The sequence below is a fragment of the Agarivorans sp. B2Z047 genome (genome assembly GCF_023373605.1).
GTDB lineage: Bacteria > Pseudomonadota > Gammaproteobacteria > Enterobacterales > Celerinatantimonadaceae > Agarivorans > Agarivorans albus.
Genome location: NZ_CP088080.1, coordinates 4321170 through 4345566 on the forward strand (window position 1 = coordinate 4321170; position 24397 = coordinate 4345566).

The following is a 24397-nucleotide window of genomic DNA, read 5'->3' on the forward strand; positions in this document are numbered from 1 at the left end:
TTTCTCCTTAATGGCCTAGGTAAACTTCGACCACTTTAGGGTCGTTCTTCACCCGCTGCATCGAGCCCTCAGACAACACCTTTCCTTGGTGTAATACCGTCACTCGGTCGGCGATGTCTTCAACAAATTGCATGTCGTGTTCAATCACTAATACCGAGCGTTGCTTGGTAATGCTTTGCAGCAACTGCGCGGTTTGTTTGCGCTCGGCTACCGACATACCCGCCACCGGTTCGTCTAACATCAGCAGCTCTGGATCTTGAATAAGCAGCATGCCTATCTCTAACCACTGCTTTTGGCCATGGCTAAGCAAGTCAGCTTGGTCGTTAAGTTTGTCGCTAAGAAATACCATCTCGGCAATTTCCATGATCTTGGCGTGCACCGCTTCATCACGTTTAAAGGTCAAGGCTCCCCACACATTGCGACCGCGCGGGTAAGAGATTTCCAAGTTTTCAAAAACACTAAGATCTTCATAAATGGAAGGGTTTTGAAACTTACGCCCTACCCCGGCATGCACAATTTGGTGTTCTTTAAGCTTGGTAAGCTCCTTTTGTTTGAACTTAATCGAGCCATTGGTGGCTTTAGTTCGGCCACATATCAGATCCAATACCGTGGTTTTACCGGCGCCATTAGGGCCAATAATCACCCTAATCTCCTGCTCTTCAACGTATAGCGACAAGTCATCAACGGCCTTAAAGCCATCAAAAGACACGGTTAAACCTTCAACGCTGAGTACAAAATCTTTGTTCTTTGATGAATTAGGCTGGGGCATTTGGGCTCTCCTTTAGAGATGGCGAAGCACTATCTGCCTCAGGCTCTGCAGCCTGAACCGACTGCTTTGGCACATCGGGTTTGCTGGCTTTAGGTTTGAACACGCGCTTAAACCAAGGCTGAATGTAAGATTGATAGAGACCGGCTAAACCATCGGGAAAGGCTAACACCACACCAATGAATAGCGCGCCCATGGCAAATAACCACAATTGAGGGAAAGACTCAGAGAAAGTGGTTTTAGCGAGGTTTACCAGCAAAGTGCCATATACCGCACCAAGCAAAGATAAACGCCCACCTACGGCACAAAAAATCACCATTTCGATGGAAGGCACAATACCCACGAAGGAGGGCGACATAAAGCCCACTTGCAGGGTAAACATTGCCCCACCAATGGCAGCAAAGGCTGCACCAATACAAAAGATGAAGATTTTGAAACTGGCAACGTTATAACCAGAAAAGCGCACTCGATCTTCTTTCTCGCGCATCGCCACCAGCAGACGGCCTAGCTTACAACGCTTGATGTATAAGGCGGCAAACAGACAGCCGAACAGCAACACAGCATTAATGAAGTAGAGAAGGTACTGCGCCGACTCGGTGCGTATATCCCAACCTAAAAAGGTGCGTAAATCAGTAATGCCGTTTACCCCACCGGTATAGCCTTGCTGGCCAATGATCAAGATGGTGAGAATGGCAGCAATAGCCTGGGTAATAATGGCGAAGTACACCCCACCTACCCGGCGGGTAAACATAGCTACACCAATAATGAAGGCGAACAAAACTGGCACCGCAATCACCGCCACCAAGGTAAAGGCTAAGCTATCAAAGGGCTGCCAAAACCAGGGCAACTCGGTGAGCTGATTCCAATCCATAAAATCAGGAATGCCTGGCGTTGATTGAATCGCGGTGGCTTCGGGGCTTGAGGCTTCCAGCTTCAAGAACATCGCCATGCAATAACCACCTAAGCCAAAAAACACGCCTTGGCCTAGGCTTAAAATACCGCCACAACCCCAGCACAGCACTAAGCCAATCGCCACAAAGGCGTAGGTTAAATACTTGCCAATTAAGTTGAGTCGGAAAATATCTAAGGATAAAGGCAACACAATGAAAATAATCGCGGCCAACAGTAGATACTTCCACCAATCAACCTTACTGGTATTTTGTGCTGCAGTAGCACTAAGTTGAGATAACATCATCATTCTCCCTAACGACGAACCTTGAGCGAAAACAGACCTTGAGGGCGCAGCATTAAAATGCCTACCACGGTCAATAAGGTGAGAACTTTGGCCATCGAACCACTAAGGAAAAACTCCATGGTTGATTGCGCTTGTGAGATGGTAAAGGCTGATGCAACGGTGCCAAGCAAGCTTGACGCGCCACCAAATACCACCACTAAGAAGGTGTCTACAATATAGAGCTGCCCTGCTGTTGGGCCGGTAGAACCCACCATGGTAAAGGCCGAGCCCGCAATACCGGCAATGCCGCAACCTAAGGCAAAGGTGTAACGGTCAACCTTCTCGGTATTAATCCCTACGGCACCTGCCATTGCGCGGTTTTGCACCACTGCTCGGGTTTGTTTACCTAAGCGAGATTTTTGCATTAGCAAGTACACGCCAATGGTGATCATGATGGTTAATGCCATCACAAATATGCCGTTAATTGGCACTTCAATAATGTCGGTAATCGCATAAGAGCCCATTAACCAATCAGGTAAGCTCACTCCCACTTCTCGAGCGCCAAACACGGTGCGATAGAGCTGCTGCAAAATAAGGCTTAAACCCCAAGTAGCTAATAAGGTATCTAGTGGACGTTTGTACAAATGGCGAATCATCGCCCACTCCACCAGCGCACCCAGCGCTGCAGTGACAATAAACGCCAGCAGCATTGCCACAAAAAAGTAGCCATCAAACAAACCCGGAAGGTAATTGCTAAATAGCTGCGAAGTAAGGTAAGTAATGTAAGCACCTAGGATCATAAACTCGCCATGGGCCATATTAATTACGCCCATTTGACCGAATATAATGGCTAGACCTAGGGCCATAAGAACAAATACAGAAAACAAAATAAGACCGGCAAATCCCTGCATGGCGAAAATGGCGGTTAGCTCTGAGCTGGTATAATCGGCAAACATATTCAGTCCCTCTTAAAAGCTAGCGAAAGAACAAGTGGCCCAGCGAACTGAGCCACCTAAAGCGGTTACTGATAACCTTTAGGGAATGGGTTTGGTTCAATTAAGTCTGCGGTTTCATAAACGATGTCGTATTGACCATCAGCTTGAGCGTGACCAATTCGCGTTTTAGACCAAAGGTGATGGTTTTCGTGAACTTTCACATAACCTTCTGGCGCAGTGGTTAGCTCTAGGTTTGGCGAAGCAGCACGTACTTTGTCGATATCAAACGAGCCGGCTTTTTCTACCGCAGCTTTCCACAACCATGGGCCTAAGTAGGCAGCTTGGGTTACGTCGCCAATTACAATGTCGTCGCCCCAGCGCTTTTTAAAGGCTGCTACAAACTCTTCATTGTTTTGGTTGGTTAAGCTTTGGAAGTACTTCATAGCAGCGTAAGCACCTTGAATGTTTTCACCGCCAATCCCCAAGATCTCGTCTTCGGTTACCGAAATAGTTAGTACCAGTGGCTTCTCTTTGTTCATATCGATGCCCGCTGCTTTAAGCTGCTTGTAGAAGGCAACGTTAGAGCCACCTACTACAATGGCGTAAATCACATCAGGCTTTTTGAGTTTAATTTTGTTGATAACCGAGTTGAACTGAGTATGACCCAGTGGGTAGTACTCTTCGCCCACTACTTTTAAACCCAGTTTTTCAATGTGTTTGCGGGCAATTTTGTTAGAAGTACGTGGCCAAATGTAGTCAGAACCCAGTAAGAAGAAACTCTTGGCATCTTTGGTATCGGTTACCCAATCAATCCCTGCAATAATTTGCTGAGTAGCTTCTTGGCCGGTGTAAATGACGTTAGGAGATTGCTCTAAACCTTCGTAAAACGTTGGGTAGTAAAGCATGCCGTTATATTGCTCAAACACCGGCAATACCGCTTTACGAGAAGCAGAGGTCCAGCAGCCAAATACCGCCGCTGCTTTATCTTTAACTAATAACTTCTTCGATTTTTCGGCAAAGGTTGGCCAGTCACTGGCGCCATCTTCTTGAATATATTCAATTTGGCGCCCTAATACGCCGCCCATTGCGTTAATTTGCTCAATGGCTAGCATCTCGGCTTGCACCGAGCCAGTTTCACTAATGGCCATGGTGCCAGTTACCGAGTGCAGAATACCTACCTTCACCGTGTCGTCGGTTACGGCTAAGCCGGTAGTATTTACTTCAGCGGTGCTAGGCGCCGCAGCAAAGCTTAGTTGTGAAACCAGCATTGCGGCAGGCAAAGCCATCATTCCTTTTAACAGATTACGGCGTAGCGAATTGCTTAAGCCTGTTTTCTTGAGATTTTGCATAGTGGTATCCCTACTGAGTGTGTAAGACAAAGTGTCCGTACTTGGTGAATACCATGATGCGAAATTGCAAGGCTGAGCAAAATTCGCCGTTCACCCTAGCGACCTACGTCATTTGACGCATAGCGGTGAATAAGAGATTGATTTAGGGTCAAGATATTAAAGAGAGTGGCACATCGCTACCAACAAATAACTCAGTTAAACAAGCATAACAGTCTGATTTTAATAACCATTTTAACAAAAGGGTGATAAAGCCACGGCGCGAAAAATGCTTATAAAACCTGTGAATTCGCAAAGGAAGGCGTTTAAGGGATGAAAGACCAGCATGTATTTAAAGCCCGTAGAAACTATAACCGCTGGGTAGCCAACCAAACTTTAGAAGATTATGCGCTAAGGTTTACTTCTAAAAATGCCCGTAAGTGGTCGGTTGCACGCGTCTCCAATACCGCTTTGGGCGCAATCTCTTTTTTAGCCCTAGAAGCCATTGGTGGCGCACTAATCCTTAACTTTGGTTTCAACAATTCGTTAATTGCCATATTGCTGGTTTCGGCAATTATATTTTTCTGTGGGCTGCCTATTTCTTATTACGCAGCACGCTATGGCGTCGATATCGATTTGCTTACGCGCGGCGCGGGCTTTGGCTACATTGGCTCTACCATTACCTCTCTCATTTACGCCTCGTTTACCTTTATCTTTTTTGCCATTGAGGCGGCCATTATGGCCTCGGCTTTAGAGCTGTTATTTAACATTCCCTTAAGCATTGGCTACTTAATTAGTGCCATTGTGGTGATCCCTCTAGTAACACATGGGATCACCTTCATCAGCCGTTTTCAACTGTGGAGCCAACCCATATGGCTGGTACTACAGCTAGCTCCACTCATTTTTATTTTGTGGCATGAGTCCAGTGCAATTAACAACTGGCTACAGTTTGAAGGCAAGCTAGAGAGCGGTAATTCAGGTGAGTTTAACCTGCATTTATTTGGTGCAGCGTCGGGGATCCTTTTCTCGTTAATGGCGCAAATTGGAGAGCAAGTAGACTTCTTACGTTTTATGCCCGAGGCCAAGAAAAAACACCGAGCCTGTTGGTGGGTAGCCTTGTTATCGGCAGGTCCAGGTTGGATTATTGTTGGTGCACTTAAAATACTCTTAGGATCGTTTTTAGTGGTACTAGCCATTAATGCCGGAGTGGCCGAAGATGTGGCCGGAGATCCTATTCAAATGTATCAAGTGGCCTTTTCCTACATGGCCCAATCCCCACTGCTTGCGCTCTCCTTGGCGGGTATTTTTGTTTTGGTTTGTCAGCTTAAAATTAACGTAACTAACGCCTATGCTGGCTCTATCGCATGGTCAAACTTCTTCTCTCGCTTAACCCATAGCCACCCAGGTCGCGTAGTGTGGCTGGTATTTAACGTGATTATTGCCCTGCTGATTATGGAGCTAGGCATCTATGCCGCGTTAGAAGACATACTCGGCATTTACTCGAATGTGGCGGTTGCTTGGGTTGGCGCATTGGTAGCCGATTTAGTGATAAACAAACCCTTGGGTTATAGCCCCAAGCACATCGAGTTTAAACGCGCCCACCTCTACGACATTAACCCGGTTGGGGTTGGCTCCATGGTGATTGCATCTGTTTTAAGTATCTATTGTTATACCGGAAATGCCGGCGACACAGCCCAAGCACTGGCGCCTTACATCGGCTTAAGCACCGCTTTTGTGTGCTCTCCCATCATTGCCATTTTAACCAAAGGTCGCTACTACCTAGCTAGAGAGCCCAATCTACTGCAGGCCCACCAAGGGGAATGTACGGTTTGCCAAAATCACTTTGAAATTGAAGACCTTGCCAGCTGCCCAGCCTATGGCGGCGCAATATGCTCGCTATGTTGCACCCTGGATGCACGCTGCCATGATCAATGCAAAGAAAACGCCCGCTTTGGACAGCAATTAAGTCAATTTGTTAGCCTGGTACTTCCTAAAGCCGTGTCATCCTTAATGAATACTCGGCTGCTGAATTTCTCTGGCTTAATGGCGCTCATTGCCTTGCTCATTGCCAGCTTGTTTTACCTAGTCTATTCGCGGATCCCGGTTACCGAATTTGCCACTAAAGCGGCTGTTTCAGCAACCTTAAGCCACGTATTTTTCTTATTGATGATTATTGTTGGCGTACTGGTTTGGCTATTTGTTTTAGCCAACGACAGCCGCCAATTTGCATTAGATGAATCGCAGCGCCAAACCGAGTTACTTAGCCGCGAAATATCTGCCCACGAGGTGACCGACCAAGCCCTACAGCAAGCCAAAGAAACGGCCGAATCAGCCAACCAAGCTAAAAGCCGCTACCTCACTGGCATTAGTCATGAACTTCGCACCCCGCTTAACTCGGTGCTGGGTTACGCACAACTCTTAGAAAAATCGCCAAGTTTAGCGCCCGAGCATAGCGCCAAAGTCTCACTAATCAAACGCAGCGGAGAACATCTCGCCGATATAATTGAAGGCTTATTAGATATCTCGCGCATCGAAGCAGGCCGCATCGAATTACAACGTGACGAAGTGGCCATTGGTGAATTGCTGGATGACTTGGTAGATATGTTCAGCCTTCAAGCCAAAAGCAAAGGCATTTCCTTCGTTTACAATCCCAGCCCTTACCTGCCCAACTGGGTAACCGCAGACGAAACTCAATTGCGGCAAATACTCATCAACCTATTGTCCAACGCGGTTAAATTTACCCAACAAGGCTCAGTAACCTTAGACGTTTACTACCGTAATCAAGTCGCAGAATTCACCATTACCGACAGCGGCGTAGGCATTAGCGAACAAGATATCGAGCGAATATTCAAACCCTTTGAGCGAGTAGAGAAAAGGGACATACCCAGCTCTCCTGGCACTGGCTTAGGCTTAACCATTACTCAGTTGCTTACCGACATAATGGGTGGAAACATTAGTGTAAGCAGCGAGATTGGCAAAGGTAGCAGCTTCAAACTGAGCATCATGCTGGCTAGCTTAAACAAAGAGCAGCAGCCGCAATCTGTGCAAGCTCCAGTAAACTCTATCAAAGGCCCTAGCAAAACCGTAATGGTGGTAGACGATGACCCTAATCACCGTAACTTAGTATCAGAAATCCTCTCGCCACTGGGTTTTGTGGTTCATGAAGCCAACGATGCATTAGTTTGTTTAAGCAATACCTACTTAAGTGCCATTGATCTGTTTTTACTCGACATCTCAATGCCCGATATGAATGGCTGGCAACTACTTAAAAAACTTCGCAGCAATGGCATTAGTGTACCAATCATCATGGTGTCGGCCGATGCCACAGAAGCGCCTTATTTCAATGCTGCTGAAGAAATTCACGAGCCAGCGTTACACAATGACTACCTGGCTAAGCCCATGCGCGATAACGCGCTACTAGAAAAAGTTGCCAAAGCCTTAGCCATAGATTGGAACTACCAAAACACCAGCACGCAAAGCGCCTCGCCCGAGCCGCAAGCACTAAACATTCAACTAAACCAAAGCCAACGCGAACAGCTGCAAGAAATCGCCGAAATGGCGCAACTAGGCTTTGTACAAGGGATTGATAGACTAATAAAAAACCTAGAGAAAGACAGCGCGTTACACACCATTACTCGCGCCCTAAGAAAGGAATTAGAACAGTATCAATTTGCCAGTATTACCGCTTATTGTGAAAAGGTCGTAATCTAATGAACGCCACAAACTCAAAGGGACTAATCCTCGTTGTTGACGATGCTACCGAATCGGTGGCGATGCTTAACACCGCTTTAATTGAACAAGGCTACACCGTGTTAATTGCCATGGACGGGCAACAAGCACTCAACATTAGCCAACGCATTACTCCAGACTTAGTACTCATGGACGCATTAATGCCAAATATGGACGGTTTTGAAGCCTGTCAGCAACTTAAACAGAATACTCAACTTAGCGATATTCCAGTGATCTTTATGACCGGATTAAGCAGCAGTGAGTCGGTGGTTAAGGGGCTAGAATCTGGCGGGGTAGATTACATCAACAAACCAGTAAAACTTGATGAACTGTTTGCCCGGATAAAAGTACATATTAGCAATGCTCGCCTCACACGCAGTGCTCATGGCGCCCTAGATGAAATAGGCCAAGCTAGCTTTACCGCCAATAGCCGAGGCGAAATGATTTGGGTAAGCGCCAAAGCAAGCGAAACACTGGAATCACAAAAAGATTTACCCACCCCAGCAGCCGAGGTGATTAGCCCTCAACTTAAGCAGTGGCTAGCCCATACCCCAGCTAAACACAGCATGCTATCGCTTAAGAACCTCAACACAGCGTTGCAAGTTCGCTACTTGGGGCAATCGTCACCGGGTGAGCACTTACTTCGCTTGGTAAATAACGACGACCAAAGCCAGCGCGAGTCTTTGCGCCAGCGCTTCAGCTTAACCGAGCGCGAATCAGAAGTAGTGCTGTGGTTAGCTAGAGGCAAAACCAATCGAGAAATCGCGCAAATTTTAGACATGAGCCCACGTACCGTAAACAAACACCTTGAAGCGGTATTTACCAAACTAGCAGTAGAAAACAGAACCAGTGCAACGGCAGTGTGTTTGGCTCACTTAAACGACAGCTAACTTAAGCCTTGCGACTATTCGAACGCTTTAGCGCGCCTAAAATAGCCTAATTAGCCTTGCGCTAGGGCTCTCTATAACTGCTTTGTTGTAAACAAATGCAGACTACACACAGCAACTCTCTAGCAGCTAAATAGTCATTTTTGTGCACTTGAATTTTTAAAATCTCCCTGCCCGCACTACGCTTGCTAGGGTCTGTTGAACTTTCGCGGTTAAATTTTGTTCGAGATAAAATCGTTTTAGGCGCGGCAAGGGGTGTGCTGCCTAGTTATTCTAAGCTAATACTCCATAATAAAGCATAAAGCGGTTTTAGCCGAACCCTTCGGGCAGTGTTTGTGGCTCATTTATACTGCGTTATCGGCTACTCATGTAGCTTAGCTATACATCAAAGCGTCTGGCTGAATAAATAAGCCACAAACTGCTGCAAACATCAGCTCGAAAGATCCACAGACCCTAGTCAGCAAGGAGGCTTTATGAAGATTTCCCAAATCCGCATTGAGCAACAACCCGACCACGCTATTCTTCGGGCCGATTGCGCTGGCTTCGACTTATGGTACAAGTTCCCCGCCCCGCTACAGCCTCGCTTAAGTGCCGACCCATTTATTGCCGCTTGTTTACTGATTTGCATGGCAAAAAACCAAGACTTGCAGCTAGAAGACAGCGCAACCTACTCCCCTACCTTGCTACGCAACCTCGAACAGCTGCAGGACATTTTTGCTTATTGGCAAGACTACCTTGGCCACAACATGCACCATATTAAGATAAAGGGCGGCACCGCTAAGGAAGAGCCGTTACCTTGCAATGATAAAGTGTCGTTTTTCTCTGGAGGGGTCGACGGTTACCATACTTACCAACAAAACCAGCAAGACATCGATTACCTTCTATTTGCCAAAGGCATTGATATGCAGCTGTCTAGCGGCGAGCTTTACCAACAGGCCTTTGCGTGCAATCAACGGTATTTGGAGAAACACCACAAGCTACTTTATCCAATCGAAACTAACGTTAGATTTTTGGGTTACCACAACCAATTAAAATGGGGCGTATGTTTTGGTGGCGGCCTGTCCAGCATTGCGCTCGCCTTGGGGGTAAAGAAGTGTTTTATTGCCGCGGGATTAACCTACCAAAACAATGTTCCCGAAGGCTCTAACTACATTACCGACCATTTATGGAGTAATCACCACACCCAAATTGTCCATCATGGCGCCGAGGTGAGGCGTATCGACAAACTTAAACAACTCACTAAAGACCAAGACTTTTTAAAAATTTTAAGGGTTTGCTGGCACGACCATGGCTACAACTGTGGTGAATGTGAGAAATGTTTGCGAACTATGAGCAGCCTTCGCCTACTGGGAATAGAGACCGACTCCTTTCCCTCACTTAGCGACCAATTAGTTAAACATAAACTACGGGAACAAAAGCTTTATAACATTCACGATGTACAGTTTCTTGAGGAAAACCTCGACCAAGCCATTGCGGTAAACGACACAGTGATGATCGAAGCGCTGCAGCACATCAAACATGATTTTGATATGCGCGCTTTAATCAAACAAGCCGACGAACTTATCCTGCATGGCTATGCCCACAAGCTAAAACAATTATTCGTGCGGCATTAAAATCGATGAAAATCCACCAGCTCAACTTAGAAAAACATAACAATTACCACAAAATATCGGCCATGCTGGGACCTTTCCCGCTGTGGTTTAAAACCAGTAGTGAGTGCTTAATAGCCTGTAACGACGCTAGCCCGTTTTTGTGCTCGGCACTTATACCGGCTATGTTTTTGGGCGAAGACATAGAGATCGACCGCCGGTATTACGTATCGGCAAGCTTGTTAGAAAAACTGCCGCTTATTCAAACCATGATGCACGCTTGGAACCCCATTTTTAAGCGCATTAAGGTAAACGCTAATACCCAAACCTTTAAGCCATCAGCTAGCCAACTAGGCCACAGCGCCTTTTTCTCTGGCGGGGTAGATGGCACCTACAACCTAATTAAACACCAAGAGCAGTTAGACAATTTAGTGCTAATTAATGGCTTCGACTTCTCTATGCCCCAGCCAGCCTGGCAGCAGCTAGTCACCCGCTGCCAAAAAACCGCCAAGCTGTTTAACAAAAGGCTAATTTGCGTAGAAAGTAACTTAAAAGAGTTTACCGGTTGGACAAGCCTAGCCCGCTTTGCCAACTTTGGCGCGTCTTTGGCCAGTGTTAGCTTACTGCTCAACCCTAAAAGCATGGCAATTAGTGGCGCAGTTACCTACGATGCGATTAACCCTTCTAACAGCCACCCGTTGTTAGATCCCTTATGGTCGAGCGAGTCTTGCCAAATTTCACACCTTGGGTTAGAAGCCGACCGAGCAGCCAAAATAGCGCTCATCAAACACTACCCAGAAGCCCTAGACAACCTATGGGTATGCTGGGAAGACCCAAGCAGCAACTGTGGGCGCTGCTCCAAATGCCACCGCACCTACATGGCTCTGCAGCTCAATAACATTTCCCACTTTCAGTTCTCCCAAGAAGTCGAGTTTTCCGCACTAAGTAAACTCCGCCCCAAAAGCGACGAAGACCTCTCCTTTTACGAATACCTCTACCAACTGGCGATAAAGCAGCACAACCGCCAATTAAGCCAAGTACTACGTAAGATAATTTGGCGTTATCGCGCCAAAGCCTTTGCACGCGAAACCGACCGCCTGATATTGCACTCTGTTTGCAGCAAGTGGCGACAAAAGAAAATAGCCCAACATCAACTGGCCGACGTAAACGTATTTCCCAAATACAGTGACGCCATCCAACTAGAGCGCTTGCATCAGCGAATAAAGCAAAACCCCCGGTTTATCTCTAGCGCTAACATCGGCAGTGTTTTTGATTAAACGCATGCAACTTCGGCGGCACTGAGCAGCAACCATACTCCTGTTTACTCTTAGCTTTAGTAAGCTCAAACCAACAAAGTACTGTAATTTTACACATGTAAATTGCTTTTCCTTCTTTTCCCAAATGCATCCCACCTTTCTTAATGATGTATTTATTAATTTTAGAGCTATATGGCTGATGTAGTCTAGGAAAGGTGGTAATCTTGGATTTATCAAATGCGTGAAAAGAGGAAAAATTCCGTGTTTAAACAAGGAAATTTTCCTATTAATAAACTGTTAAATGGCAATTGAAGGTGAACAATGGATTACAATGATTATTACGATATAATTTTTGCTCCTATAGAAGAAAAGTATGGGAAACTTGACGAAGAAACCATGACTTCAATAATTGGTTTTTCCATGGGAGGCCCCGTATCTATGTCTTCAATAAACTCAAAGAGAGTATACGCTTCCTGCGAGCTATCTGTTTATCCTGAACAAAAAAAGTCAACAGACGGTTATAAGTTCGAGTTTTTGTCTACTGGGTATTTCAATGCTGAGACATGCCAGAATATATTTACTGCTCTAGGTAACTTATCTTTCAATGCACAATTAGGCAACGGGCATACGATTGATGTATCAGGTGTTGTTGGTGATGGCTCTGTTAGTTTAGTTAAGCTTTCTATGTTCAGTTGTTCTACATATTTGAATGAAAAAATCGCAATATACGAAGTAAGCCCGGCATAGCCATTTAACAAAGCGTTTAAGACAGATTCCCAACGCTCGGCATTTTTCATTCCATCGTTGGGTTTTGTGTTTAAGCTGGTATGGTTAGGCTTCGTGGTGGCGTTGCTCACTACTTAACGCGGCGTTAAATTTACAAGGAAAGACATGTACAACATCCTAGAAGAAACCAGAGACAAAGAATGGCTCGACGAGTGGGCTAGCATTACTGGTGACTTCGATCTAATTAAAGGCTACACCGATTTTGGTGATGTCTTCTTAATTAATTCAAGAACCAACGAGATAGGCGTTCTTCTAACGATGCAAAATGCTTTCGAACCGATGGGCTTTACTGATTGGGATAAGTTCTATCAGGAAGTATTAAGTAACGATGGCTTTCAAAGAGATGTAGTTGGCGCAGGGTTTCTTGAAAAGGTGAAAGAGCATTGCGGTGAACTTGCTGAGAACCAAGTTTACATTGCTACACCCTATCCATTTTTAGGTGGCTCTGGTGCAGCTGATACATATAAGCCTGGTGATGTTTGGGTGTATCTTTCAATATCAGCTCAATCATGGGCACAAATTTAACAAGCAAGGGCACCAACGCCACTGGTGGCTGGACGGCTCCGCCGCCGCTGCCTTGGGCGTTATGTGTATAAGGAAAAATAATGGGACAGCCTGCCTCTCAAGCAGCAGCCTTTTATAAGGATGTAAGTAAAAGCGGTAAGCTTTGGACATGTAAAGACGATGGAGGCAATCCAGCGCCGAAAACATCTTCCGGAAAAAGAGCAATGCCTTTTTGGTCTAGTTTATCTAGAGTTGAGAAGATCATTAAGAATGTTCCTGCCTATTCCAAGTTTGAGCCACAGGAAGTCTCTTGGGAAGACTTTGAAACTAAATGGGCACCTGACTTACAAGAGCATGGCTTGCTTATCGGAGTTAACTGGAGCGGCGCTAGAGCTACAGGGTATGATCTCGAACCAAATGATGTTTTAGCTAATGTTAATCACCAACGACATCAAAACACATAACAATGGTAGGCAGTCGACGCGAAAAAGCCCGCGCAACTGCTACAAACGTTATAAGTCTTGAGGAGTGAGATGGAATTCGAACAACTGCCCTTGCATGATGCTCAGCTAAGCGATGTTTGTGTTTGCTGGAAATCTCATTCCGTACGCATCACATTGAGCTGTTTCGTCAATTTTTCTCTTCCTGCTTCCCCATGCGAGTTATCCTTCAGTTCCGTCACTTCAGTCGACATTCCCATGAAATTCCCTTGGGGCGAATCAAACTCTGTGAACAACAGTTGGTTAGAAGGCTGCTCGTATCACATTGAAATGCAGAGTGGTGACGTTCTTAAAATTGATGCAGGTGAATATTCCTTTGAACAAAAAGACTTATAACAAGAAAAACCAGTGGGACAAGTTAAACAGCGCGGCTTTGCCGCTAACTTGCTCCCTGTTTTAGGCGTTAAGCGCCACCAATATTTAGTATCAAGGAGTGAATATGAGAGAAGTAATTATCACTGATCTGACCCGTTTTTCTACAGATGAAAATGTTTGTACAGCTGTTATTGATGTACAAACAGGTGAATGTCTCAGACCTATGCCATACCTGACGAGTGCAAACTGCAAAGAGCTAGGAATGCATCCAGGTGGTATCCTTAAGGGAAACCTGACACTTAATCCTGTCAGTGAAAATCCTCATGTAGAAGATGCTAGCTATTCAAATCTTCAATTTCATGGGCCTTGCAGTAGTGAAAAATTCCATCAGGTACTAGAGAATTCTCTTAGCCAATCAGTATCTGAAGGCTTCGGTGTTGATTTTAGTGAAAATCAAAAACATATTCCGCATGATCAGGTTGCTAATTGTTCGATAATTACAATTAAAATACCACCTCACCAACTGAGTATCATGAAGACCAATTTAAGCCAGGAAAAATAAAAGCATCTTTTACGGATAATAGTGGGCATAGATATAATTACCTATCTATCACCGATCGAGGATTCCACGATTATGCAAAAAAGCATCAAAATGATGGCAAACTATATGAAGTGACGAACTTAATCAGGAATCAGAATTTTGTTTATTTGAGGGTTGGATTAAGCAGAGTATGGAGTGTTGGAGACAGAAATGGATACTGGTTACAGGTAAATGGAATTTATACTTTCCCTCATTTTCACGAGGAGATTAGAACTTATGGGTAAAGAAATAGATATCTATACAATTGGTTTTACCAAAAAAAATGCTTCGACATTTTTCGGTTTTATTAAACAATCAGATGTTAAAACACTCATTGACGTTAGGCTTAATAATGTATCTCAATTAGCAGGGTTTGCTAAAAGAGATGATCTTAAGTTTTTCTTGAAAGAGCTTTGCGGAACCGATTATGTTCACTCACCAGAATTAGCCCCTACCAAGGACATGTTAAATGCCTACAAGAAAGGGGATATGCCTTGGGAAATTTACGAGGATAAATTTCTAAACCTGATGGGGCAGAGAAATATTGAGAAATCAATAAAGCCCGCATTACTTGATCATGGTTGTCTACTATGTAGCGAACATGAGCCTCATCTTTGTCATAGAAGGCTTGTAGTTGAATATCTCAATGAGCATTCAGATATAGATCTTAAAGTGAAGCACTTATTTTGACGGCAAATATTTTAATATTATATCCAAAACTTTTTAATTCCCACTCGAAGTTCATTCGAAAGGTCGAGAAAATTACGTCGAATCTCGAAGAATACGTTTTTATATACCCACAAGATCCTAGTGGATTTATTGATAAATATTGTCAAGAGTTTGGGGTGGCATGCAGAAAACAAGAACGCTGGGAAATGAGTGGTATTACACATGCTTTGATTTTTGATGATGGAGAAGAGTTTCCTGAAGAAACAATGAAACTAAAAGCTAGTGGGATACCAATTAGGCGAATCAAGATTTCGATTACACGCGTTATAAATATTAAGAGAGAAACAGAGTATCAAAAAGAAAAAAGTACCCCCCGATACGAATATATAGGCAGAGGTTCATATTGGGGGAATCCTTATTCTATGCATGAGGAAGGGGAAAGCCGAGATGAAGTTATTCGTAAATTTAAATATGACTTTGACTATGAAAAATTCCCAAATAAAGAAAAATCAGAAGTGTTTAAACTTAAAGGAAAAAGACTGGGCTGCTTTTGCAAGCCAGAAGCATGTCACGGCGATGTTTTAGCTGACTTTCTGAACTCGTGGGATGATGGCGAATAAGCGCTTAACAAAGCCGTCAAAAAGGACGTAAAAAGCTTGGCTTACGCTCCTATGTAGCAAGAATAAGCTTCGAAGCCCGACGGCAGAGGCTATCTTTTGCGAAGTAGAGGGATGGGATGTATATTCCGCTGGAATCAGCAACGATGCTGAAGTACACGTGGCCTTAGAAGACATCGAGTGGGCTGATTATATTTTTGTAATGGAAAACGCCCACAAGAAGAAGCTATCCAAGAAACTTGGCAACGCCATCAATGGGCAGCCGGTAATATCTTTGGGGATTCCAGATGATTATGAATATATGGACCAGGCATTAATCGATATACTGAAATCAAAAGTTCCGGCATATATTAAGTAAACACATAACAAGCCGCATAAACCGAAGCCAAACACTCTAGTTGCCTTGTGATTCGCTTCGCTCATTTTATCACAAAGCAACCTCGGAAATAAAAGCGGTCAGAGTCACTTTAAATACCTTTGCTTCCCTATCTAAGCTCTTCTTTCAAAAACAAGCGACCTACTATTCGAACCCAAACAATCACAAAAAGACCCAGCCATGGCTGGGTCTTTTGATTTACTGATTTGCTTATTGAGCGATTAAATCTTTATAAGCAATGGTTTTACCTTGTGGCTTCTCGTTGGCTAACTTGGCTTTTGGTGAGCCAGGTTGGTTTAGCCAGTAAGAGGCATCTTGCTTAGGATTAAGCTTAGGACCACACTCGCCTTGCGCACCGCTGCGCTCTAAGCGTGTTAACACTTTGTCTTGTGCGGCGGCTAGGCCGTCCATTGCTTGTTGCGGAGTTTTCTCACCACTGGCCGCTTCTGCCACATATTGCCACCAAAGCTGTGCCAGTTTTGGATAGTCTGGCACGTTGGTACCGGTTGGTGTCCATTGTACCCGCGCATCGCTGCGGTAGAATTCCACCAAACCACCTAATTTAGGTGCGGCGTCGGTCATGGCTTGTGAGTTAATGTCTGACTCACGTATAGGTGTTAAACCCACCAAGGTTTTCTTAAGCGATACTGATTTAGACACTACAAACTGGGCATACAACCAAGCGGCTTGGCGTCTGTCTAACGGGGTAGAGTTTAAGAACGTCCACGAGCCGGTATCTTGATAACCTAGCTTCATGCCCTCTTCCCAGTATGGGCCGCGCGGCGAAGGAGCCATGCGCCATTTTGGCGTGCCATCTTCATTCACTACCGGTAATCCGGGTTTGGTCATATCGGCGGTAAAGGCAGTGTACCAGAAGATTTGTTGGGCTACGCTACCTTGAGCCGGCACTGGGCCAGCTTCGCCAAAGGTCATACCTGGTGCTTCTGGTGGTGCGTATTTTTTAAGCCATTCTACGTATTTAGCTGTGGCATAAACGGCCGCCGGGCCATTGGTGGCACCACCACGTTCTACGCTTGAGCCAACAGGGTTACAGCCTTCTACCCGAATGCCCCATTCGTCTACCGGCACACCATTAGGAATGCCTTTGTCGCCCGCACCCGCCATAGATAGCCACGCATCGGTAAAGCGCCAACCTAGCGATGGATCTTTTTTGCCGTAATCCATGTGGCCGTAAACACGCTCGCCATCAATGGTTTTTACTTTTTCTGAGAAGAATTCGGCGATATCTTCATAGGCAGACCAGTTTAGCGGTACACCTAGCTCGTAACCGTATTCGGCTTTAAATTTCTCTTTTAGATCAGCGCGTTCAAACCAGTCGGCGCGGAACCAATATAAGTTAGCAAACTGTTGGTCTGGCAGCTGGTAGATTTTTCCATCTGGCCCAGTGGTAAAACTTAAACCAATAAAATCTTCTAGATCTAAGGTTGGCAGGGTTACGTCTTTACCCTCGCCTTTTATAAAGTCACTAATGGGTACTACTTTGCCGTAGCGAAAGTGGGTACCAATTAAGTCTGAATCGTTTACGTAGGCATCATAAATATTACGACCCGACTGCATTTGCGTTTGCAGTTTTTCTACTACATCGCCTTCTTGGATCAAATCATGATTAACCTTAATACCGGTTATCTCAAAAAATGCCTTGGCTAAGGTCTTACTTTCATATTCATGGGTGGTAATGGTTTCTGAGGCTACATTAATTTCCATACCACGAAATGGTTTTGCCGCTTCTGTAAACCATGCCATCTCATCCATTTGCTGCTGCTGGCTCAAGGTAGAAGGCGTAAACTCTTCTCCCACCCATTGTTTAGCGGCATCACTGTATTGATCTGCTAAGGCTAAGCTACTACATCCAGCAATGACCATTGCTACACTAAGGCGAGCTAGCTTAAACACTGATTTTTTGTTGTAGGGCATTTCTTCATTCCTTTTGTTTTTTAAAGTGCATGTTGTTTTTTGAGGCACCTCTTGATGCCTTTGCACATCCATTTTTGCTCTCGAGTTTTGTGTTGCTTACCCCCATCTCATTACGATAAACAGCCACACCACAGCTACCGCGAAGGGCAGCCAAATGCTTAGTTCGGTCATCCCGATAAAGCCAAGATGAATAAACGCACTGCTTAACAAGCCAATAAACAATCGATCGCCACGGGTAGTAGCTATCGGTAAAAAACCTTTTCGTGCCACGCAGGGGCTTTTTAGCTCCCAACAGGTCATCACAAACAAAATGCAGGCGATGCCGGTAAAAAATAATGCTGATGGAGTTGTCCATGCCATCCAATTCATGTTGTTTCTCCTATACCCGTCCGAGGGCAAAGCCCTTGGCTACGTGGTTTCTAACAAACCAAATTACTAATACACCCGGCAAAATAGTGAGCACACCCGCTGCCGCTAATACGCCCCAATCAATGCCCGAGGCACTCACTGTTCTGGTCATTACTGCGGCAATGGGTTTGGCGTCTACCGAGGTTAAGGTTCTGGCTAACAGCAGCTCTACCCAGCTGAACATGAAACAGAAGAAGGCGGTTACCCCAATACCCGAGCGAATAAGCGGAATAAAAATTTTGGCGAAGAAGCGAGGAAAGCTGTAACCGTCGATGTAGGCGGTTTCGTCTATCTCGCGTGGCACGCCCGACATAAAGCCTTCGAGGATCCACACCGCTAGCGGCACGTTAAACAAACAATGCGCGAGGGCCACAGCAATGTGGGTATCAAACAAACCTACCGATGAGTAAAGCTGGAAAAACGGCAGTAAAAATACCGCTGGCGGCGCCATTCGGTTAGTGAGCAACCAAAAGAACAGGTGTTTGTCGCCAATAAAACGAAAGCGCGAAAAGGCATAAGCTGCCGGCAGCGCTACCGCTAAGGTAATCACCATATTGAGTGACACGTAGTAAATCGAGTTCACATAACCCATGTACCAGCTGGCGTCGCTAAAAATGGTGGCATAGTTGGCAAAGGTAAAATGCTCTGGCCAAAAACTAAGCCCGCCGAGTATTTCTTGATTACTCTTAAACGACATAATCACCAGCCAATAAATCGGTAACAGCAGGAACAAGATATAGGCACTCATCCCTAGTGTTTTTTTCATATTCATAATTGCATCCTTTCGCAGTACTTACTTGCTGTCGTTATGAGTCATAGCGGTGTAAAACAGCCAGCTGACTAACAAAATGATTAAGAAATAAATGATCGAGAACGCCCCTGCTGGCCCAATATCAAACTGGCCTACCGCCATTTTGGTGAGGGTTTGGCTGAGGAAGGTGGTGGAGTTACCCGGCCCGCCACCAGTGAGCACAAAGGGCTCGGTGTAAATCATAAAGCTGTCCATAAAGCGCAGCAGTACGCCAATTAGCAATACGTTTTTAAGCTTGGGAAGCTGGATAAAACGAAATACAGCCCAGTTAGAAGCGCGGTCTATTCGCGCAGCTTGATAGTAGGCATCGGGAATAGCCCGTAAGCCGGAATAACACAGCAAGGCAACCAGCGATGTCCAATGCCATACATCCATTAGTAATACGGTGAACCACGCATCCATGGGGTTGGCGGCATAGTTGTAATCGATGCCTAGGCTATTAAGTGCCCAACCAAATAGGCCAATATCGGCGCGCCCAAAAATCTGCCAAATAGTACCTACAACATTTAGTGGCACCAGCAGTGGTAAGGCTAATACCAGCAAACACACTACCGAGCCGGGGCCACGGGAGGGCATCATTAAGGCCACCAAAATGCCTAAGGGAATTTCGATTAATAGCACCGAACCAGAGAAGATAAATTGGCGAATTAAGGAGTCGTGTAAACGGGTATCGTTAAGAATTTCGCGATACCATTCGGTGCCCACAAAGTAGCGGGTATTGGCATCAAAAATATCCTGTATTGAATAGTTCACCACGGTCATTAAGGGCACAATGGCGCTAAAGGCCACCAGCGCAAATACGGGCAGTACCAAGTACCACGCTTTATTGGTATAGGGTTTAATCATGATGTGCTTCCTTGGCGATCAAGTATTCGTCGATATAGAGCATCAACCATTGCTCGGGAAAACTGATATAGGCGGTTTGATGAGGGACTTTTTGGTCTTCTTGCAAGCGGGCTTTAATCACCTGCTCACCCAGTTTTAAACTTAGGATTTTGTAGGTGCCTAGGTCTTCAACAAACAGTACTTCTGCTTGGTAGGCATCGCCATTGGGTTTATCCCATACATGCACAAACTCGGGACGAATACCCACTTTTAAGTTGGTAGATTGGCTAGCATTAACCGCGTTTAGCTCGTGTTCATTTAAAGCAATACTTTGCTCACCAAAGCATACGCCCTGCTCGCAGCGTTCAACTTCCATTAAATTCATACCTGGGCTGCCAATAAAGTAGCCCACAAAGGTATGATTAGGCTGCTCGAACAGCTCTCGAGGGGTGCCAAACTGCACCACTTGGCCGTTGTACATCACCGCAATTTTGTCGGCAAAAGTAGAAGCTTCTAGCTGATCGTGGGTGACGTACACCATGGTGATATTAAACTGCTCATGAATTTGCTTGAGCTTGCGGCGCAGCTTCCATTTAAGGTGGGGATCGATAACCGTAAGTGGCTCATCAAACAAAATGGCCGATACGTCGTCACGCACTAAGCCGCGGCCCATCGAGACTTTCTGTTTTTCGTCGGCACTTAAGTTGGCGGCCTTTTTATTGAGTACCGAAGTGAGATCGAGGATCTCTGCAATTTCGCCCACTTTAGACTGCACTTTGGCTTTACTGGCGCCCATGTTGCGCAATGGAAAGGCCAAGTTATCGAACACCGTCATGGTGTCGTACACCACCGGAAACTGGAATACTTGGGCAATGTTGCGCTCTTGCGGAGGAATATCGTTTACTCTTACGCCATCAAACAAGACCTCTCCGTCTGAAGGTTCTAGCAAGCCTGAGATAATGTTTAATAAGGTGGACTTGCCGCAACCAGATGGACCCAGCAAGGCGTATGCACCGCCCTTTTGCCACACATGATTCATTTCGCGAATCGCATATTGGGGTTGTTCGGCCTGCTTGTCGTAACAATGCGCTAAAGACTTAAGTTGGATCTCAGCCATGATAATGATCCTCTATACGGCGGCTTGATGCTTGAATAAGCTCACCAGCATGGTCGAATACATGCAACTTATGGGTTGGCACATAAATTTTTATTTTTTCGTCAACGTGGTAGGAATGAACGCCGGAGAGATGCAGCACTAATTGGAAGTGCTCGTTACGCACGTGCAAAAAGGTTTCGGAGCCGGAGATTTCTGCTAGCTCAACTTGAACCGAAATCTCTAAATCGTCATCATTTTTGGGCAGTAAACTTAAATGGCTAGGGCGAATGCCAAACTGGTAGTTCCCTTCTCCCAAGGCTTTTAAGTCGGCATTTAGCGGGAAGTGCACTTTGTCATCAAAGGTCACTTCGGTGGCGCTCATTTTGCCAGCAATAAGGTTAATGGGCGGCTCGTTAAACAAAGCAGCTGCCGTAACATTGCAAGGCGAATGGTAGGTATCGGCCGTTGGGCCACTTTGAATCACCCTGCCTTCGTGCAAAATAGTGGTTGTGCCGCCTAAAGCGAGCGCTTCGTTAGGTTCGGTGGTGGCATACACCGCAATGGTATTGCGCTGAGCAAATAACTCGCGCATTTCTTGGCGCAGCTCTTCGCGTAACTTGTAATCTAAGTTCACCAAGGGCTCATCAAATAAAATGATGTCTGCATCTTTAATTAAGGCCCGCGCCATGGCGGTACGTTGCTGCTGTCCACCAGAGAGCTCCAAAGGCAAGCGAGACAAAAATGGCGTAATGCGTAGCATTTCGGCCGTTTCCATTACTCGCTTCTTAATGGTGGTTTCCGACTCATTGGCTAAGCGCAAAGGCGAGGCAATGTTGTCGTAAACGCTCATATTGGGGTAGTTAATAAACTGCTGATAGACCATCGATACATTGCGCTCTTGTACAGATACGCCGGTAACATCTAGGCCATTCATTAACACTCGGCCTGTATTAGGTTTATCTAATCCGGCCATTAGCCGCATTAAACTGGTTTTGCCTGATAAGGTGCGGCCCAGTAATACGTTAAACGAGCCGGGCTCAAAATTGAGATTGGCTTGGTTAATGTAATACTGGCCATCGACCATCCTTGTTACGTTTTCCAATGTCAGTGACATGGGCGGGGGCTCTCCTTATTGTTCTGTGCTGAACAATGTTCGCACTCTGTTCAAATTCGCAAATCTACGAAGCTTATTGCCAGAGTTATGCCAAGCTCATCAATAAATTTTAACTTATTGTTTTAATTAAACTTAACCAACACAACAGCATTTACTTTAATAAAAACATGTTCATTTAGTGTGATCAATGTGAACATTTTGTTAATCGATTTTGACCAATTAATGTTCGTATGCGAAAGTGCCTGCCTAACACTGTTCACAGCTAAACAATGTGATGCTGATTTAAGGATTGAGATGAGCGAAAAGTCACAGTGGTATATAGAGCATGAAGCCCTAATTAAGAGTTCTTGGCAGCGCTGTCGAGAATCTGGCTTAACCCATCATAGTGAGCCAAACGTAGAGCATAAATCTGCGGGGGATTTGTCATGCCTATTGGAACAGCATCATCAATTACTCGAAACAACCCACCACCAAGTACTGCCGTATTACGAGAACTTGTTAAGCAACAGCAATAGCCAAGTTATGCTGGCAGACCATCAAGGCTATGTATTAAAAAGTTGGGGGGAGCAACGCTTTAAACAGCAGCATCAAGAAATCTTCTCACCAGGCACTGGCTGGCAAGAACCAGTGCTAGGCACCAACGCCATTGGCACCGCCTTAAAAACCGGTAGCGTGGTGCAAATTCATCATGACGAGCACTTTTTAGTGGCCAACCGCTTTATGACCGGTTCTGCAGCACCCATTTATGGGGTTGATAGAGAGATGGTGGGAGTGATTGATATCTCTAGCGATACTTACCTGCCGGAATCTCATACCCTGGGCATGGTTAAGATCATGTCGCAAGCGGTTGAAAATCAGCTAATTATTTCGCACTTCAATAGTGAGCACTTTTTGCTGCGTTTTAATACCAGCCCGGAGAACATTGATAGCCAATGGTCGGCACTGATTGTATTTGATGAAACCGGCTTAGTGATTTCGGCCAATCGCCGTGCAGAACTAGTGTTAGCCACCGACTTAAAGCTGGTGAACATAAGCGAGCTATTTGAAGTAAGCGTTAACCAACTGATTAACCAGCCTGAGAGCTTTCAAGTTCCATTGATTACACGTCAGCAGTTTAGGGTGCATGGGGTTTTACATAAACCTAAGCAAGCAAAACCACGAGTATTAGATTTTAGAGCCTTGCTTAAGCCCGAGCAGAACAAGGCGCAACACATTTCTGAAAAACAAGCATTCTTGCTCGACGACCTTAATTTAGGTGACCCGGTAATGGCTAAGGCCGTGGCTCAAAGCAAACGCATTGTAGATAAAGAGATCCCCATTTTGATCCGCGGAGAAACAGGGGTAGGAAAAGAGGTGTTTGTAAAAGCCCTGCACCACTCAAGCCAGCGCAGCAAACAAAATATGGTAACGGTAAACTGTGCGGCGATTCCCCAAGAGTTGGTGGAATCGGAACTGTTTGGTTATGAAAAAGGCGCGTTTACTGGCTCTAGCAACAAAGGTTATATAGGGCTGATCCGCAAGGCAGATAAAGGCACCCTCTTTTTAGATGAAATTGGCGACATGCCCTTGAATGTACAAGCGCGCTTACTAAGAGTATTGCAGGAGCGCAAAGTAAACCCCTTGGGCAGTACCGAGTCTTATCCGGTAGATTTTAAGCTAGTGTCAGCGACTAACCGAAACTTAAAAGATGATGTAGAAGCAGGCAGTTTTCGCCAAGATTTATACTACCGCGTGAGCGGTTTAAACATCGAGCTACCAGCGCTTCGCCATCGGAGTGATCGCCAACACCTTATCCAATTTTTGCTAAATTACTATGCAGAAACACCGCAAGATGCCTTAATTACAGAACGTGCAATGCATAGCTTTTGCCAGCACCCTTGGCCAGGAAACATTCGCCAGCTAGTAAGTGTTATCCAAATTGCCCAAGCGATGTCTGATAACCAAGCCATCGACTTACAGCACCTTCCCGACGACTTTTTTGCCGACCTTGATGGCCAAACCACTAACGTAGAAGTATTTACTCCAAGCTCTTCGCAAACTAACCTAGAGCCTGAACAAGTTAAGCAGCCAAATAGTGATGACATAGTCGCGGTTTATCAGTCACTTTCTTGCAATATATCCAAGACAGCTCAACAGCTTGGTATCAGTCGCAATACGGTTTACAAGCGCTTACGAGAATCTGGTTACAAATAGCCTTAAT

The 24397-nt window shown here is 45.3% G+C and carries 23 protein-coding genes; 13 read left to right on the top strand and 10 right to left on the bottom strand.

The annotated features are described in order from the left end of the window. Positions 1-7 precede the first annotated feature (7 nt). From urtD to urtA, 4 genes are all read right to left on the bottom strand, one after another. Positions 8-769, bottom strand: coding sequence for an urea ABC transporter ATP-binding protein UrtD (gene urtD, locus LQZ07_RS19950; protein ID WP_016401334.1), 762 nt, complete (start codon positions 767-769; stop codon positions 8-10). Beyond that, a complete protein-coding gene (urtC, locus tag LQZ07_RS19955) occupies positions 756-1961 on the bottom strand; it encodes an urea ABC transporter permease subunit UrtC (RefSeq protein ID WP_227981527.1) in 1206 nt (401 codons plus the stop codon). The genes urtD and urtC overlap by 14 nt, the downstream gene beginning before the upstream one ends. Positions 1962-1969: 8 nt before the next feature. After that, positions 1970-2896 (bottom strand): urea ABC transporter permease subunit UrtB, encoded by a 927-nt coding sequence (gene urtB / locus LQZ07_RS19960; protein WP_016401336.1) that lies wholly within the window; start codon positions 2894-2896, stop codon positions 1970-1972. Between the two features lie 65 nt (positions 2897-2961). After that, a complete protein-coding gene (gene urtA / locus LQZ07_RS19965) occupies positions 2962-4224 on the bottom strand; it encodes an urea ABC transporter substrate-binding protein (protein WP_016401337.1) in 1263 nt (420 codons plus the stop codon). Between the two features lie 309 nt (positions 4225-4533). On the opposite strand from urtA, the gene LQZ07_RS19970 reads away from it, so the two are divergent. From LQZ07_RS19970 to LQZ07_RS20025, 12 genes are all read left to right on the top strand, one after another. Next, positions 4534-7911 carry an ATP-binding protein gene (locus LQZ07_RS19970; RefSeq protein ID WP_016401338.1) on the top strand — a complete coding sequence of 1126 codons (3378 nt, stop codon included), beginning with the start codon at positions 4534-4536 and terminating at the stop codon, positions 7909-7911. Continuing rightward, a complete protein-coding gene (locus LQZ07_RS19975; protein ID WP_152784475.1) occupies positions 7911-8819 on the top strand; it encodes a response regulator in 909 nt (302 codons plus the stop codon). The genes LQZ07_RS19970 and LQZ07_RS19975 overlap by 1 nt, the downstream gene beginning before the upstream one ends. A 470-nt stretch (positions 8820-9289) precedes the next feature. Next, complete coding sequence (locus tag LQZ07_RS19980) at positions 9290-10429, top strand: hypothetical protein (protein ID WP_152784473.1); 1140 nt, start codon at positions 9290-9292, stop codon at positions 10427-10429. 5 nt (positions 10430-10434) lie between these two features. Beyond that, on the top strand, positions 10435-11682 hold the full coding sequence (locus LQZ07_RS19985) for a hypothetical protein (protein ID WP_152784471.1): 1248 nt from the start codon (positions 10435-10437) through the stop codon (positions 11680-11682). 300 nt (positions 11683-11982) lie between these two features. After that, positions 11983-12408, top strand: coding sequence for a hypothetical protein (locus LQZ07_RS19990; RefSeq protein WP_152784469.1), 426 nt, complete (start codon positions 11983-11985; stop codon positions 12406-12408). A gap of 144 nt (positions 12409-12552) precedes the next feature. Then, complete coding sequence (locus LQZ07_RS19995) at positions 12553-12972, top strand: T6SS immunity protein Tdi1 domain-containing protein (protein WP_152784467.1); 420 nt, start codon at positions 12553-12555, stop codon at positions 12970-12972. Positions 12973-13052: 80 nt separating this feature from the next. Then, entirely contained in the window at positions 13053-13415 is a 363-nt protein-coding gene (locus LQZ07_RS20000) for a DUF2750 domain-containing protein (protein WP_152784465.1), read from the top strand. Between the two features lie 69 nt (positions 13416-13484). Further along, entirely contained in the window at positions 13485-13787 is a 303-nt protein-coding gene (locus LQZ07_RS20005) for a hypothetical protein (protein ID WP_152784463.1), read from the top strand. A 103-nt stretch (positions 13788-13890) separates the two neighbouring features. After that, complete coding sequence (locus tag LQZ07_RS20010; protein ID WP_227981525.1) at positions 13891-14328, top strand: hypothetical protein; 438 nt, start codon at positions 13891-13893, stop codon at positions 14326-14328. 255 nt (positions 14329-14583) lie between these two features. Then, positions 14584-15036, top strand: a complete 453-nt coding sequence (locus tag LQZ07_RS20015) for a DUF488 family protein (RefSeq protein ID WP_152784461.1) — start codon at positions 14584-14586, stop codon at positions 15034-15036. Further along, positions 15033-15635 (top strand): DUF4326 domain-containing protein, encoded by a 603-nt coding sequence (locus tag LQZ07_RS20020; RefSeq protein ID WP_152784459.1) that lies wholly within the window; start codon positions 15033-15035, stop codon positions 15633-15635. Before LQZ07_RS20015 ends, LQZ07_RS20020 begins: the two co-directional genes overlap by 4 nt. Before the next feature lie 157 nt (positions 15636-15792). After that, a complete protein-coding gene (locus LQZ07_RS20025; RefSeq protein ID WP_227981523.1) occupies positions 15793-15990 on the top strand; it encodes a hypothetical protein in 198 nt (65 codons plus the stop codon). A 228-nt stretch (positions 15991-16218) separates the two neighbouring features. Here LQZ07_RS20025 and LQZ07_RS20030 read toward each other — a convergent pair whose 3' ends face one another. From LQZ07_RS20030 to LQZ07_RS20055, 6 genes are all read right to left on the bottom strand, one after another. Continuing rightward, positions 16219-17943, bottom strand: a complete 1725-nt coding sequence (locus LQZ07_RS20030) for an ABC transporter substrate-binding protein (RefSeq protein ID WP_016401344.1) — start codon at positions 17941-17943, stop codon at positions 16219-16221. A gap of 96 nt (positions 17944-18039) precedes the next feature. After that, positions 18040-18312 (bottom strand): DUF2160 domain-containing protein, encoded by a 273-nt coding sequence (locus LQZ07_RS20035; protein ID WP_016401345.1) that lies wholly within the window; start codon positions 18310-18312, stop codon positions 18040-18042. Between the two features lie 10 nt (positions 18313-18322). Further along, complete coding sequence (locus tag LQZ07_RS20040) at positions 18323-19123, bottom strand: carbohydrate ABC transporter permease (RefSeq protein WP_016401346.1); 801 nt, start codon at positions 19121-19123, stop codon at positions 18323-18325. Positions 19124-19144: 21 nt separating this feature from the next. Beyond that, entirely contained in the window at positions 19145-20008 is an 864-nt protein-coding gene (locus LQZ07_RS20045; RefSeq protein WP_016401347.1) for a carbohydrate ABC transporter permease, read from the bottom strand. Further along, positions 20001-21104: an ABC transporter ATP-binding protein gene (locus tag LQZ07_RS20050; RefSeq protein ID WP_152784457.1), complete on the bottom strand. Its 1104-nt coding sequence runs from the start codon at positions 21102-21104 to the stop codon at positions 20001-20003. Before LQZ07_RS20050 ends, LQZ07_RS20045 begins: the two co-directional genes overlap by 8 nt. Continuing rightward, entirely contained in the window at positions 21097-22197 is a 1101-nt protein-coding gene (locus LQZ07_RS20055; protein WP_152784455.1) for an ABC transporter ATP-binding protein, read from the bottom strand. The genes LQZ07_RS20050 and LQZ07_RS20055 overlap by 8 nt, the downstream gene beginning before the upstream one ends. A 294-nt stretch (positions 22198-22491) precedes the next feature. Between LQZ07_RS20055 and LQZ07_RS20060 the strand changes: the two genes are divergently transcribed. Beyond that, positions 22492-24390: a sigma-54-dependent Fis family transcriptional regulator gene (locus LQZ07_RS20060; RefSeq protein ID WP_152784453.1), complete on the top strand. Its 1899-nt coding sequence runs from the start codon at positions 22492-22494 to the stop codon at positions 24388-24390. Positions 24391-24397 lie beyond the last annotated feature (7 nt).